This window comes from Asanoa sp. NPDC049573 (assembly GCF_040676615.1).
GTDB lineage: Bacteria > Actinomycetota > Actinomycetes > Mycobacteriales > Micromonosporaceae > Asanoa.
The window spans coordinates 154,633-166,779 of the sequence record NZ_JBFAPI010000015.1 but is presented as its reverse complement, the minus strand read 5'-3'; the positions used below and the strand labels follow the sequence as shown (position 1 = coordinate 166,779).

16 protein-coding genes are annotated in these 12,147 nt (G+C 70.7%); 10 read left to right on the top strand and 6 right to left on the bottom strand.

Annotation, left to right across the window (positions count from 1 at the left end):
- Nucleotides 1-12 precede the first annotated feature (12 nt).
- Genes AB0J74_RS28895 through AB0J74_RS28885 form a run of 3 tightly spaced genes read left to right on the top strand, consistent with a single transcriptional unit; the run spans nt 13 to nt 2,516 of the window.
- Nucleotides 13-432, top strand: coding sequence for a YciI family protein (locus tag AB0J74_RS28895; protein WP_363453420.1), 420 nt, complete (start codon nt 13-15; stop codon nt 430-432).
- Nucleotides 432-1,700, top strand: a complete 1,269-nt coding sequence (locus tag AB0J74_RS28890) for a sigma-70 family RNA polymerase sigma factor (RefSeq protein ID WP_363453418.1) — start codon at nt 432-434, stop codon at nt 1,698-1,700. Before AB0J74_RS28895 ends, AB0J74_RS28890 begins: the two co-directional genes overlap by 1 nt.
- Before the next feature lie 9 nt (nt 1,701-1,709).
- Nucleotides 1,710-2,516: an LLM class flavin-dependent oxidoreductase gene (locus AB0J74_RS28885; RefSeq protein WP_363453416.1), complete on the top strand. Its 807-nt coding sequence runs from the start codon at nt 1,710-1,712 to the stop codon at nt 2,514-2,516.
- A gap of 94 nt (nt 2,517-2,610) precedes the next feature.
- On the opposite strand, the gene nudC is transcribed toward AB0J74_RS28885, so the two are convergent.
- Nucleotides 2,611-3,543 carry an NAD(+) diphosphatase gene (gene nudC, locus AB0J74_RS28880; protein WP_363453414.1) on the bottom strand — a complete coding sequence of 311 codons (933 nt, stop codon included), beginning with the start codon at nt 3,541-3,543 and terminating at the stop codon, nt 2,611-2,613.
- A gap of 108 nt (nt 3,544-3,651) precedes the next feature.
- Between nudC and AB0J74_RS28875 the strand changes: the two genes are divergently transcribed.
- Entirely contained in the window at nt 3,652-4,086 is a 435-nt protein-coding gene (locus AB0J74_RS28875; protein WP_363453412.1) for a DivIVA domain-containing protein, read from the top strand.
- A gap of 223 nt (nt 4,087-4,309) precedes the next feature.
- Here AB0J74_RS28875 and AB0J74_RS28870 read toward each other — a convergent pair whose 3' ends face one another.
- The 4 genes from AB0J74_RS28870 to AB0J74_RS28855 form a co-directional block, all read right to left on the bottom strand.
- A complete protein-coding gene (locus AB0J74_RS28870) occupies nt 4,310-5,392 on the bottom strand; it encodes an ABC transporter permease (RefSeq protein ID WP_363453410.1) in 1,083 nt (360 codons plus the stop codon).
- Nucleotides 5,389-6,282, bottom strand: coding sequence for an ATP-binding cassette domain-containing protein (locus AB0J74_RS28865; RefSeq protein WP_363453408.1), 894 nt, complete (start codon nt 6,280-6,282; stop codon nt 5,389-5,391). Before AB0J74_RS28865 ends, AB0J74_RS28870 begins: the two co-directional genes overlap by 4 nt.
- 152 nt (nt 6,283-6,434) lie before the next feature.
- Nucleotides 6,435-7,097: a response regulator transcription factor gene (locus tag AB0J74_RS28860; RefSeq protein ID WP_363453406.1), complete on the bottom strand. Its 663-nt coding sequence runs from the start codon at nt 7,095-7,097 to the stop codon at nt 6,435-6,437.
- A gap of 46 nt (nt 7,098-7,143) precedes the next feature.
- The gene (locus tag AB0J74_RS28855; RefSeq protein WP_363453404.1) at nt 7,144-8,430 is read right to left on the bottom strand and encodes a sensor histidine kinase; all 1,287 of its coding nucleotides are present in this window, start codon (nt 8,428-8,430) and stop codon (nt 7,144-7,146) included.
- Between the two features lie 348 nt (nt 8,431-8,778).
- Between AB0J74_RS28855 and AB0J74_RS28850 the strand changes: the two genes are divergently transcribed.
- The 6 genes from AB0J74_RS28850 to AB0J74_RS28825 all read left to right on the top strand — a co-directional run bounded on the left by AB0J74_RS28850 (nt 8,779) and on the right by AB0J74_RS28825 (nt 11,345).
- On the top strand, nt 8,779-9,165 hold the full coding sequence (locus tag AB0J74_RS28850; RefSeq protein WP_363453402.1) for a YbaB/EbfC family DNA-binding protein: 387 nt from the start codon (nt 8,779-8,781) through the stop codon (nt 9,163-9,165).
- Nucleotides 9,162-9,482, top strand: coding sequence for a hypothetical protein (locus tag AB0J74_RS28845; RefSeq protein ID WP_363453400.1), 321 nt, complete (start codon nt 9,162-9,164; stop codon nt 9,480-9,482). Before AB0J74_RS28850 ends, AB0J74_RS28845 begins: the two co-directional genes overlap by 4 nt.
- Nucleotide 9,483: 1 nt before the next feature.
- Nucleotides 9,484-9,978: a hypothetical protein gene (locus AB0J74_RS28840; protein WP_363453398.1), complete on the top strand. Its 495-nt coding sequence runs from the start codon at nt 9,484-9,486 to the stop codon at nt 9,976-9,978.
- 90 nt (nt 9,979-10,068) lie between these two features.
- On the top strand, nt 10,069-10,491 hold the full coding sequence (locus AB0J74_RS28835) for an EndoU domain-containing protein (RefSeq protein WP_363453493.1): 423 nt from the start codon (nt 10,069-10,071) through the stop codon (nt 10,489-10,491).
- Nucleotides 10,492-10,510: 19 nt separating this feature from the next.
- Entirely contained in the window at nt 10,511-10,951 is a 441-nt protein-coding gene (locus AB0J74_RS28830) for a hypothetical protein (RefSeq protein WP_363453396.1), read from the top strand.
- A gap of 106 nt (nt 10,952-11,057) precedes the next feature.
- Nucleotides 11,058-11,345, top strand: coding sequence for a DUF1905 domain-containing protein (locus AB0J74_RS28825; protein ID WP_363453394.1), 288 nt, complete (start codon nt 11,058-11,060; stop codon nt 11,343-11,345).
- On the opposite strand, the gene AB0J74_RS28820 is transcribed toward AB0J74_RS28825, so the two are convergent.
- Nucleotides 11,334-12,143, bottom strand: coding sequence for an MOSC N-terminal beta barrel domain-containing protein (locus AB0J74_RS28820; protein WP_363453392.1), 810 nt, complete (start codon nt 12,141-12,143; stop codon nt 11,334-11,336). The two genes, AB0J74_RS28825 and AB0J74_RS28820, sit on opposite strands and share 12 nt — an antisense overlap.
- Nucleotides 12,144-12,147: the final 4 nt, after the last annotated feature.

The following is a 12,147-nucleotide window of genomic DNA, read 5'->3' as shown; positions in this document are numbered from 1 at the left end:
AGGAGAACGACGATGGCGAAATACATGTTGATCATGCGTGGCACCGACGAGACCGGCGCCGCGATGATGGCGACCCCGTTCGAGGAGATGCTCGAGACGATGGGCCGGATCAACGAAGAGATGATGAAGGCCGGCGTGCTCGTCGCCGGCGAGGGCCTGGAAGACCCGTCCCAGGGCGTCGTCGTCGACTACGACGGGGAGGTGCCGGTGGTCACCGACGGTCCCTACGGCGAGACCAAGGAGCTGTTCGGGGGCTACTGGATGCTCGACGTGTCCTCGAAGGAGGAGGCGATCGAGTGGGCCAAGCGGCTGCCCGCGTTCCCGGGCCAGAAGTGCGAGATCCGCCGCGTCCCCAGCATCGACGAGTTCCCGCAGGACAACGAGTGGATCGTCAAGGAGCGGGCCTGGCGCGAGCAGCTCGGCCAGCTCTGATGGAAGAGGCCGCAGGCGGCCCGCCGACCGCCGAGTCGGCGCGGCGGGCCGTCGAGGCCGTGTGGCGGATCGAGTCGGCCCGGATCGTGGCCGCGCTGGCCCGCTACACGGGTGACTTCGAGCTCGCCGAAGACGTCGCCCAGGAGGCCGTCGCGGAGGCCCTGGTCAGCTGGTCCCGCGAGGGCAACCCGGACTCGCCGCTCGGCTGGCTGCTGGCCACCGCCCGGCGGCGCGCGATCGACGCGTTCCGGCGTCGGTCGGCGCTCGACGAGCGCTACGCGGCGCTGGCTCTGGCGGCGCCGCCGGCCGACGACGAGCTGCCCTGGGACCCGGACCGGGTCGACGACGACATCCTGGCCCTGATGTTCGTGGCCTGCCATCCGGTGCTATCCCCGGAGGCGAGGGTCGCGCTCACCCTGCGTACGGTCGGCGGCCTGTCGAGCGAAGAGATCGCCCGCGCGTTCCTGGTCCCGGTGCCGACCATCCAGGCCCGGATCACCCGGGCCAAGAAGACGATCGCGGCCGCGGGAGTCCCCTTCGAACTGCCGCCGGCGGCCGAACGCCGCGGCCGCCTGGGCGGCGTGCTGAACGTGCTCTACGTGATCTTCACGGAGGGCTCGACGGCGACGGCCGGCGACCGGCTGTTGCGCAGCGACCTCGCGTACGAGGCGATCCGGCTGATCCGCATGCTGGCCGCGTTGCTGCCCGACGAGCCCCAGGTGTTCGGCCTGCTCGCACTCTGCGAGTTGACCGCCGCGCGCTTCCCCGCCCGCACCGGTCCCGACGGCGAGGCGATCCTGCTGGAAGACCAGGACCGCCGGTTGTGGGACCGCTCGGCCATCCGCCGGGGCAACGCCGCACTGACCCGGGCGACGGCGCTGGGCCGAGGCCTGGGTTCCTACGGCCTGCAGGCCGCGATCGCCGCCTGCCACGCGGCGGCGCCCTCGGTCGCGGAGACGGACTGGGACCGGATCGTGGTCCTCTACGAGGCCCTCGGCCGCCTGGCACCGTCACCGATCATCGAGCTCAACCGCGCGGTCGCGGTCGCGATGGCCTCCGGCCCGGGCCCGGCTCTGTCGATTGTGGACGAGCTGGTCGCGACCGATCGCCTGTCGGGTTCACACCTGCTGCCGAGCGTCCGCGGCGAGTTGCTGACCCGCCTGGGCCGCACCAGGGAGGCCCGCGCCGAACTCGAGTTGGCCGCCCGGCTGTGCGGCAACACCCGCGAACGAGCGGTGCTGCTCCGCAAGGCCGCCGCCCTGCCCTAGGGTTCGCGCATGGGTCTGAGGTTCGCCGTCGGGCTGCCGACCGTCGGCGCGTTCGGTGACGTGCGCGCCCTCACCGATCTCGCGGTCCGTGCCGACCGGCACGGCTGGGACGGCGTGCAACTCTGGGACCATCTGCTCGTCGAGGAGCCCGGCTGGCCCGTCACCAGTTCGACCGTCGCGGCCGCCGCCATCGCGGCGTCGACGTCGCGCATCCGCATCATCCTCACCGTGGTGCTGCCGCGGCGGCAGGTGCAGGACGTCGCCCAGGACCTCGCTGCCATCCATGCGCTCTCCGGCGGGCGGCTCACCGTGCTCGCCATCATCGGATCGCTCGACCAGGAGTACGCGGCCTTCGGGCTCGATCCCGACCTGCGTGCCCGCGGTCGTGCCCTCGACGATCGGCTCGACACGTTGACCCGGCTCTGGGCGGACTGGAACGTCGGCCAGATCCCGATCTGGTGCGGCGGCCAGAGCGCCGGGTCGGCCTACGTCGGGCCGCGCGCTTCGACGGCGCGCTGGCGACATTCGCCGGCTATCACACGCGTAACGCACCGGTCCCCGACGTCGCCGCGGCGGCGGCCTTCATCCGCGGACTCTCCGCCAGCCGGCCGGACATCGCTGTCGAGGGAGCCACCGACGCCGCGTCGGCAGCCGAGCACATCGCGCCCTACGCGGCGGCCGGCATCACTTGGTGGGTGGAGGCGTTGGGCTGGTGGCGCGGCGACCTCGCCGCCGCGGCGGACCGCATCGCGCAAGGGCCACCCCCCGGGGCCTGGCGATCGTCGTGAGCGGACCCGGCCCTGGCGATCGTCGTGAGCGGACCCGGCCCTGGCGATCGTCGTGAGCGGACCCGGAGCCTGGCGATCGTCGTGGGCCCAAGCCCGGGGCGCGGCCCCGTCCCGTGCCGCGATCATCGGCCCGACGCGGCCCGGTCGAGGCCCGTCCACGACCGCAACAGGTGCCCGCCGATCGAGTCCGGCGGGCCTGAGCCCCGCCCGTTGACGATCCGCTCGACGACCTCGGACCGGGTGAACCAGCGGGCCTCCACGAGTTCCGCACCGTCGACGGCGACGGTGTCGCCGACGGCCCAGGCGATGAAGCCGATCATCAGGCCGGCCGGGAACGGCCAACCCTGCGAGCCCTGATAGGTCACCGCTCCGAGCGTGACGCCGGCCTCCTCCGCGACCTCGCGGCGGACCGCGCCTTCCAGGCTCTCGCCGACCTCGACGAACCCGGCCAGCAACGCGAAACCGTCCGGACCGGCGCCCTGATGGCGGGCCAGCAGGCAGCGCGGCTCCGGGTCCGAGGCCGGGCCCTCGACCAGCACGATCACCGCCGGCTCGATCCGCGGGAACAGTTGCCGCCCGCAGGCCGGGCAGAGCCGCAGGTGACCGGCGTGAGCGGTCTCGGTCGGCGCGCCGCACGTCCCGCAGAAGCGGGCGTTGCGGTTCCAGTAGAGCAACCCGCGGGCGTACGCCAAGGTCGCCAGAACCGGCCCCGGCACCACTGTGGCGAGGGCGCGCACGTCGACGCTGGACGACGCGCCGGCGAGCAGCAACGCCTCCGCCTCCCCGACACCGCCGAGGTCGGCCGCGAACGACGCCGAGTCGCCGTCGACGCTCAGCAGCACCGTCTGGACCGCCGCGCCCAGCACGACACGCGCGGCCGGACCGGTGAGCGTGACCGGGTCGCCAGCGGCCGTCAACAGTGGACGGTCACGCCACATCGGCACGACCGTGCTGTCGTCGCGGCGCAACCGTGCGTCGACCCAGGCGGGATCCATCCGCCGGACTGCGGCCCGGTCGCCCGGCGTCGCGGAATAAGCCAAACCGTCGAGCACCATGTCTCGGATCTTGCCACTCGTGATGGCGCGGCCCGCCCTCGTGTAGCACCCCGCGGCCGGCTCAAGACGGCCTTGGACACCGCCTGACCGGCTGCGACAATGACGGCCGTGGCTGACTTCGACGTGAGTTTGCGAGGCTACGACCGAGCGACCGTCGACGCCCTGGTGCGCGCGGTCGAAGCAGCCGGCAGCGACCGGGCCCGGATCGAGGCGGCGGTCAAGCGGATCGGCCCGCCGGTCGTCGTGCTGCGCGGCTACGACCGGATGCAGGTCGACGCCTGGCTGGCGCGCCGGCAGGGCGTGGTCGCCGACGCCCCTCGACTACTGATCGTGCTGCGCGGTTACCGGATCACGGAGACCGACGCGCTGCTGGCGACGGTCAACGCCGCGCTCGAGGGTGACGACCCGTTCCGGCGGGCGGCGGCGCTGCGGGCGATCCACGAGGCCCGGCTGCCGGTGTCTTTCCGGGGGTACGACCGCGGCATGGTCGACTCCTACCTCGAACGGGCCGCGCGTGACCTGGGCAGCGGTCAGGTCGGCTAGCCACTCGTAGCGGCGCCGCGCGTCGGCGGGCAACCTGGCGGCGGGCGCAGCGCGCGCATAGTTTGATCGGCGAATGGGCGGTTCAACACGCCAGCGAGATCTCGGCGGCCCGGATCGCCTTGAGATAGTCGCCTGGACCGAGGCGCTGCGGTCCCTATTCCGGCTCTACGCGTGAAAGCACGGTACGGCGCGGGATTCGCTCTCCCGCGCCGTACCGTCGAGGTCAGCTGTTGAGCTCCGCCAACCGGCGGCTCTCCTTGTCGCGGAACGCCGCGCCGAACGAGGTCTTGCCGTTGGTGCGCAGCAGCGAACCCTCGTAGACCCGGGCACCGACCGCGATCAGCGCCGCCGCCGCGACCACCATCACACCGAGCGACAGGAACGGTTCCCAGCCGGCCGCGTCGCCGGTGAACAGCCGCACCGGCATCGCCGTCGGCGCGGAGAACGGGATGTAGGACAGCAGCGTCATCACCGGCTTGTTGTCGCTGAGGAAGATGACCAGGAAGAACGGCAGCATCACGACCAGTTGCATCGGCATCGAGACGCCGTTGAGGTCTTCGACGCGGTTGACCAGCGCGCCCATCGCCGCCCACAGCGCCGCGAGCATCACGAAGCCGACCACGAAGAACGGGATGAACCAGCCGATCGACGGGCCGATCAGCGAGAGCAACGCGCCGTTGTCGCTCAGTTGCATGCCGGCGATGGTGACGACCGCGATCAGTGCGATCTGGGCCAGCGCGAGGATGCCGCCGGCGACCACCTTGCCGGTCAGCAGCGCCCGGGTCGGGACGCTGGCCACCAGGATCTCCACGATCCGGGTCTGTTTCTCCTCCACCACGCTCTGCGCGATCTGCAATCCGAACGTCAGCGAGGTGAAGAAGAAGACGACCGCGAAGCCGAAGGGCACGAGGTAGGCCAGCAGCGGGTCGATCGCGTCCGGGTTGAGAAGTCGCACCTCCGGAGCGGCGCTGAGCGCGTCGACGACGTCGGTCGGCGCCTCGTCCATGGCCAGCACGTCGCCCCCGGTGACGACGGCGGCGTCCACGTCACCGTCGCGCACGGCCTGCTCGGCGGCCGCGTCGTCGCCGACCTGCCGCACTTCGAGGCCCTTGTCGCGCAGGGTGGTCGCGGTCGCCGAGTCGACCACGGCGACGCTGGACGCGCCGCCGCCCAGCAACGCCGGCAACACGGTGCCGCCGACGGCGAAGAGCAGGAAGAAGATCGTACTGATGAGGAAGGTCTTGTCCTTGATCTTGACCTTCAGCTCGCGGGCGGCGATCAGCCGGATCGCGGACGACGTTTTCATCGGGCAACCTCACGGAAGATCTCGGCGAGCGACGGTGTGACAGGACCGAACGACCGCACCGGCCCGCGTTCCAACGCCGCACGCAGCACGGCCTGGTCGTCGGCGTCGTCGGCGAGGTCGAAGACGGCGCGCGCCCCGTCGAGGTCGATCAGCGACACGCCGGCCTGGTCGCGCAACCACCCGGCGTCGCCGGCCACGACCATCGAAAAGCGGTGCTGGGTGTACGCGTCGCGCAGCCCGTCGCGGCTGCCCGCCGCCCGGATCGCGCCGTCGGCGATGATGACGAGGTCGTCGCAGAGCCGCTCGACGACGTCGAGTTGGTGGCTGGAGAAGAGCACCGGAACGCCGCGGTGGGTACGTTCCCGCAGCACCGTCACGACGGTGTCGACGGCCATCGGGTCGAGCCCGGAGAACGGCTCGTCGAGCACCAGCACGTCGGGGTCATGCACGAGGGCGGCCGCGATCTGGGCGCGCTGCTGGTTGCCGAGCGAGAGGTTCTCCACGGGGTCGTCGGCCCGCTCACCGAGGCCGAGCCACTCGAGCAGTTCGGCGACGTTACGCCGCACGGCGTCGAGGCTCAGGCCGTGCAACCGTCCAAGGTAGACAAGCTGGTCGCGTACGGTCATCTTCGGGTAGAGCCCACGCTCCTCGGGCATGTAGCCGAACCGCCGCCGATCCTCGCGCGTGAGCCGCGACCCCTGCCAGGTCACCTCCCCCGAGTCGGGGGCGAGCACGCCGAGAATGATCCGCATGCTGGTCGTCTTGCCGGCACCGTTGGCGCCCACGAACCCGGTCATCCGCCCGGCCGTGACGTCGAACGTCACGTCGCGCAGCACCCGGCGGTCACCGAAGCTCCGATTGATCGCTTCGAGATGAAGCACCTTCGTCATGCCCATGAGGCTACGAACGGGCGGTTTCGCCGTCGTCCGGCCCGAGATCGACTGACCGGGTCCCCCGCGCGACGGACCCGGTCCCCCGCGCGGCGATTCACCTCGCCATGCGGCCCGCGGGCCGCCGCAGGCCGAACGTCGCGCGAGCCGCGCTAGCCGCCCGGGGTGACCACGCCGTGCTCGTAGGCGAAGACGACCGCCTGGGTGCGGTCGCGGAGGCCGAGCTTGGTCAGGACCCGGCTGACGTGGGTCTTGACCGTGGCCTCGCCGAGGTGCATCGAGACGGCGATCTCGGCGTTGGTCGCGCCGCTGGCCAGGGCGACCAGCACCTCGTGCTCGCGCGCCGTGAGCTCCGTGAGTTGCGCACCGCTCGTGCGCGGCGAGCCACCCGGTCGGGCGAACGTGGCGATCACCCGGCGGGTGATCTCGGGAGCGAGCAGGGCGTCGCCGCGGGCCAGCACCCGTACCGCGTCTATCAGCGCCTCCGGGGTGCCGTTCTTCAGCAGGAAGCCGCTGGCGCCGGCCTCGAGCGCCGCGAACAGGTAGTCGTCGCGGTCGAAGGTGGTCAGGATCAGGATCGCCGGACCGTCGGGGGTGGCGGTGATCTGCCGGGTGGCGGCGAGGCCGTCGAGCCCAGGCATCTCGACGTCCATCAGCACGACGTCGGGCCGCAGCGAACCCGCCAGTCGCACCGCCTGGTCACCGTCGGAGGCCTCGCCGACCACGTCGAAGTCGTCTTCGGTTTCCAAAATCACCCGAAAACCCGCGCGAACCAGGTGATGGTCATCGGCGAGCAGAACCCGGATCGCGGTCACGCCAGGCCTCCTGACCGGCCGGTGACGCCGCGGATCTGGAGCGCCGTCATGCCTCCACCACCACTCGGGTCAGCGGGAAGCGGGCGCGGACCCGGAAGCCGCGGCGGCCCGGGCCGTCGACGACCGGGCCCGTCTCCAGCACGCCGTCGTGGGCGGCGACGCGCTCGCGCATGCCGATCAGCCCCATCCCGCCGACCCGTTGGCTCGCCACGACCGAACGGCCGTCGTCGGTCACGTCGACTTCCACCTCGTTGTTCAGGTAGCGGATCCGGACGTCGACGGTGGCCGCGCCGGCGTGTTTCAGGGTGTTGGTCAGGGCTTCCTGGACTATCCGGTAGATCGCCTGGGACAGGGACTCCGGCAGCGGCGCGGGGTCGCCGTAGACGCCGATCTTCGCCGTCAGGCCCGCCTCGCGGGCGTTGGCCAGCAACTCGTCCAGCCGGTCGACGCCGCCGCCCGTCGCGGCCGGGGTGTCGCCGGACTGGCGCAGCAGGCTCAGCATGCGGCGCAGCTCGTCGACGGCCGTGCGGGCGCTCTGCTCGACCGAGGCCAGCGCCGCGCGGGCCTTCGCGGGATCCTTGTCGAGCACGCGCCGGCCGGCCGACGCCTGGACGCCCATCACCGACACGTGATGAGCGACCACGTCGTGCAGCTCGCGCGCGATCCGCAGCCGCTCGTCGGCGACCGCCAGCTCGCGGGCCTCGGCCTGGGTCGCGCGGAGCTGCTCGGCCTGCAGCGCCAGCTGGTGCTCGCGGCGGGCCGAGGTCCACGCGCTCTGGCCGAAGAAGTAAGCGAAACCGAAGATCAGCATGTTGACCAGCAGGCCGTTGATGGCCAAAGCGAGCAGGGGCGGGAGCACGCCAGAAGCCTGCGCGAAATGCGGGGCGGTGGGGTCGGCGCTGGGGAAGTAAATGATCATGTTGGCGAAGAGCCACAAGAACATCGCCGCGATGATGCCGTAGCGGATCCAGTTGGCCTGGCGCCGGTCGCGCCCCCAGGCGCCCAGCGTGTAGATCGCCGCGAACAGGATGCCCGACGTGAGCTGTTGCTCGGGCGACGAGCGGGCCTGGGCGGCGATGAACGCGACGGAGATGACGATCGCCACCGGGGCGGGCCAGCGCCGCCGCCAGCACAGCGGCAGGGCGATCGCCACCGTCCAGGCGACCTGCTCCGGAACCGACGGCGGGTCGCCCATCACGATCGCGCCGGCCGACGTGGTCAGCGTCAGGTTGAGCAGCGTGATCGCCGTGACCGCCAGCCCGACGAACACGTCGATGCGGCGCTGCTCCGGGGTGGGGCCCGGGCGGCGCCAGAGGTCAAGGGACGCGGTCACGCGAGCCAGTGTAGGGAAGGGGTCCGTCAGAAAACCCCTTCCCAAGATCAGCTGGCATACGCCGTCGAACCGCGCCGGCCCGGCCGTATCGATCACGTTGACCCGGAGATATCGGTCTGATCGCGGCGTGGACGTATGGGTCGTCACGTTCCCCGCATTGCCGCGGGGCGCGGCTACGGCCGTCCACGAGACGCGACCCTGCATGTTGAGCCCGATGTGCCCGGCGCCACTGGACTGATATAGATCCCGGGACTCAGAGCATGATCGGCGTCGATACCCTTCGCATCATTGCGGCACCGCCCACTTTGTCCGTCACCCTGAATGCATCGACGCTCTACAGTCCGTGACATGACCGACCCCTCCGGTCTGCTCCGGCTCCTTGCCGAAACGACCGACGCCCTATCTTCTGTCCACAGTGGTTCTTCGTCGCCGCACGGTGTCGGCGTCGCGGCCGACGGCCTGATCACCGTTGAGGCCGCCGCGCCCGGCCGGGTGGTGGGCATCTCGCTCGACCCCCTCGCGCTCGGCCTGCCACCGGCGGAGCTGGCCGCCGAGTTGACCGCCGCGGTCAACGCCGCCCTGGCCGACCTCCCCGGGTCGGCCGTTGATCTCACCGGGCTCGGCGCCGAGTTACGCGACATCCAGGAGCGCGCATCGCGCCAGCTCGCCGCGTTCACGTCGTCGCTGCTCGACGCCCAGGCGGCGTTGGTCCGCCGGGCGGGAGATCCGCGGTGAGCAGCCAAGGTTTCAGCGTCGACCCGCACTCTCTCGACGCCTCGGGTGTTGAGCTGTCGCGAGTGGCCGGCGAGTTCGCGTCCGCGCTGCGCGCCTTCCAGGCGGAGTTGTCGGGCTTCGGTGCACCGTGGGGCGCCGACGAGATCGGTTCGCTGATCGGCGCGGCCCACGAAGAGGTCGCCGAGTGGGCCTTCGAATGCTTCGCGGCGGCGGCAGACGAGGTCGAAGCGGCCGGCTTCGACCTGGGCGGCATGGCGGCGGGCTATCGCGAGGTCGAGGACCGGATCCGCGGCGCGTTCGAAGCCTTCGGAGGGTGAGATGTCGCTCGACCTGCCGGGTGAGCTGCGCTCGTTGCTCGGCGTTCTCGGCTACACCTGGCCCGAGGCCGACGAAGACAAGCTGTTCGAGATGGGCCAGGCCTGGCTCAATTTCGCGACCACCCTCGACAGGTTGACAACATCGACCCAGGCGGGCGCATCGCCGGTCTGGTCGACCAACGCGGGCGCCGACATCACGGCCTTCGAGTCATGGTGGACCAACGAGAACAGCCCCCTGGCCACCATGCGCGACGGCATGCCGGCGGCGATCCTGACCGGCACAGGCCTGATCATCTGCGGCACGATCGTGTTGGCACTGAAGGTCGCGGTCATCGTCCAACTGACCATCCTGGCCATCGAGATAGCCCAGGCAATAGCCACGGCGACAGTCACCGTCGGCGCGTCCCTGGCCGAAATCCCGATCTTCCAACAACTGACCCGCGTCGCGGTCGGCGCCCTGTTCGACGAAGTCATCTCGACCCTCCTCGAGGCCTGACCGGTGCCCAGAGGGAAGGCCGGCGGCAAGGTGATCCGCGCGGCGCTGCGCTATCTGCGCCGGGCCGAGAAGCGCAATCGTCCCGGGCGAATGACGCCTCACGGCCGTGACCATGTCTTCCGAGGTGACGTCCGGCCGACGAAGCCGAAGGGAAGCGGCTACCACTACCGCCCCGGAGGCCAGGACTTTCCGGGGCGACGTTTGAAGCCCGGCTCGATCACCCGCGATACCGGGACGGGAATTTACACAGCCCGACCCGAGTTCTTCGACCCTCTGCTAGACCCGCCACAGGGCAGGTGGAAGCCCAAGGCAGGGGATGGTTTCAGCTCGTTCTTTCCTGACCACTGGACTCCGGGGCAGGTTGACGCCGCCATCTCGGGTGCTTTCCGCGATCACACGCGAGTACCTGGCACTACTAACATGTGGGAAGGAAGGCACTCCGGGATCGTCATCCAGGGCTACCTCGACCCAGCGACCGGCGCGCTACGACACGGCTGGCCGGTCCTCCCCTGATGACTCACGAGGGGCGCGCATGAGCTTCATCCGATTCCACCTCTCCGACCTGGGCACCCCGCGCTTCGAGGTCGACGACCAGCGCTACCGCGCCCTCGGGGCATGGGCGATCATCGACATGTCGCTGCTGATGGGTGCCTGTCTGGACGCCCTCGCGATGGTCGACGATGTAGCAGCCGGGCGGCCAGCCGAACCGTGGGAGAGCGAACACTATCGACTCGCCTTGACAAAGGATGGTGTGACGTTCAGCAACTACTGGTCAGAAGACGAACGCGGGCAATACAGCCTGCTCGAGTTCCGTGAGGTCGTCGAGATCTACTGGACCTTCCTCGCCAGCCGGCCGGAAACACCTGGCGTCGTCCGCGACTATTGGCCCGATCTGCCGCGGCCAGAAGCCGAGGTGCTGCTGTGGGAGGAAACCTGGCAACGACGGCACCCATACCGCGGCCGGCTCTTCTGAGCCGAGCGCTGGTGCCTGGCCCTCAGGCCGAACTGCTCCTTTTGGGAGCGACCTGGCGACGCAGACGTGCGTACCGTTCGCGGTGCTCAGACCCTATGGTGGGCCGATGGACCTGCAGTTCGACGGCGAGATCTTCTTCTGGAAGGGGCCGGCGCCGTGGCATTTTGTTTGGGTTCCGGAGGCTGAGTGTGTTGAGCTGGCCGCCAATGCTGATCTGCTCAGCTATGGGTGGGGGATGATTCCGGTCGCCGCGCGGATCGGGGGCACCGGGTGGACGACGTCGCTCTGGCCCAAGGATGGGCGCTACGTCGTGCCGGTCAAGACCGCCGTGCGGAAGGCTGAGCGGGTCGACGTCGGTGACCTCGTCACGGTGCGGCTGACCTTAGACGTCTAGGAGCTCGACGTCGTCGCCGACGGCGACCGCGGCCGGGTCCTCGGGGACCAGGTTGAGGCCGAACATCAGGCCCTGGTCGATGTTGCGGTGTTGACCGAGCGCCCGCAACGGCTGTTTGCCCTTCTCGGCCGTCTCCTGGTCGATGGTCGTCACCACGCAGCGGTCGCACAGGCTGATCGCGCGGAAGGTGGCCTCGCCGATGCGCAGGCGGCCGCCGACCCAGTCGTCTTCGGCCCACGGGCGGGCGCCCTCGACGACCAGGTTGGGGCGGAAGCGGGTGATCGGGACCGGCTCGTCGCCGGACTCGAGCAGCCAATCGTTGACCGCGTCCTGTGAGGCGGCGTTGGCCAGCAGCAGCGGGTAGGCGTCGGCGAAGGTGACCGTGTCGACGCTCGAGCTGGCGCCGGCGGTGTGCGCGGTCGGGTCGTGCAGGAACACCAGGCGGACCGGGCGGTCGAGGAAATCGCTGAGCCACTCGTCGGCCGCCGCGCCCGCGGGCCGCGCCGGGACCGTCGCGCGCCGGCTTTTGAAGATCTTGACTTCCAGCTCGTACGCCGACGGCTCCTGGATTGTGATCTCGCGGCGACCCGGCGCCGCCAGTCTGAGCGCGCCGGGCTGGACGGCCGCGTCGAGGAGGACCAACGCCGCGGTTTCGCGCTGGGTCACGCCGACGCCGTCGGTGTCGACGATCATCCAGCGGCGGTCGCCGGCCAGGCCCCACGGCTCGACGCGGGCGCGGTCATGGCTGACGCGGTGACAACCCTTCACCGGGTAGGTGTAGATGCTCCCCAATCGCATCGCC

What these genes read in the sequence shown, in the direction of transcription:
- AB0J74_RS28895 (WP_363453420.1), top strand. Translation starts at nt 13, where the DNA reads ATGGCGAAATACATGTTGATCATGCGTGGCACCGACGAGACCGGCGCC.
- AB0J74_RS28890 (WP_363453418.1), top strand. Translation starts at nt 432, where the DNA reads ATGGAAGAGGCCGCAGGCGGCCCGCCGACCGCCGAGTCGGCGCGGCGG.
- AB0J74_RS28885 (WP_363453416.1), top strand. Translation starts at nt 1,710, where the DNA reads ATGGGTCTGAGGTTCGCCGTCGGGCTGCCGACCGTCGGCGCGTTCGGT.
- nudC (WP_363453414.1), bottom strand. Translation starts at nt 3,543, where the DNA reads ATGGTGCTCGACGGTTTGGCTTATTCCGCGACGCCGGGCGACCGGGCC.
- AB0J74_RS28870 (WP_363453410.1), bottom strand. Translation starts at nt 5,392, where the DNA reads ATGAAAACGTCGTCCGCGATCCGGCTGATCGCCGCCCGCGAGCTGAAG.
- AB0J74_RS28865 (WP_363453408.1), bottom strand. Translation starts at nt 6,282, where the DNA reads ATGACGAAGGTGCTTCATCTCGAAGCGATCAATCGGAGCTTCGGTGAC.
- AB0J74_RS28850 (WP_363453402.1), top strand. Translation starts at nt 8,779, where the DNA reads ATGACCGACCCCTCCGGTCTGCTCCGGCTCCTTGCCGAAACGACCGAC.
- AB0J74_RS28840 (WP_363453398.1), top strand. Translation starts at nt 9,484, where the DNA reads ATGTCGCTCGACCTGCCGGGTGAGCTGCGCTCGTTGCTCGGCGTTCTC.
- AB0J74_RS28835 (WP_363453493.1), top strand. Translation starts at nt 10,069, where the DNA reads ATGACGCCTCACGGCCGTGACCATGTCTTCCGAGGTGACGTCCGGCCG.
- AB0J74_RS28830 (WP_363453396.1), top strand. Translation starts at nt 10,511, where the DNA reads ATGAGCTTCATCCGATTCCACCTCTCCGACCTGGGCACCCCGCGCTTC.
- AB0J74_RS28825 (WP_363453394.1), top strand. Translation starts at nt 11,058, where the DNA reads ATGGACCTGCAGTTCGACGGCGAGATCTTCTTCTGGAAGGGGCCGGCG.
- AB0J74_RS28820 (WP_363453392.1), bottom strand. Translation starts at nt 12,143, where the DNA reads ATGCGATTGGGGAGCATCTACACCTACCCGGTGAAGGGTTGTCACCGC.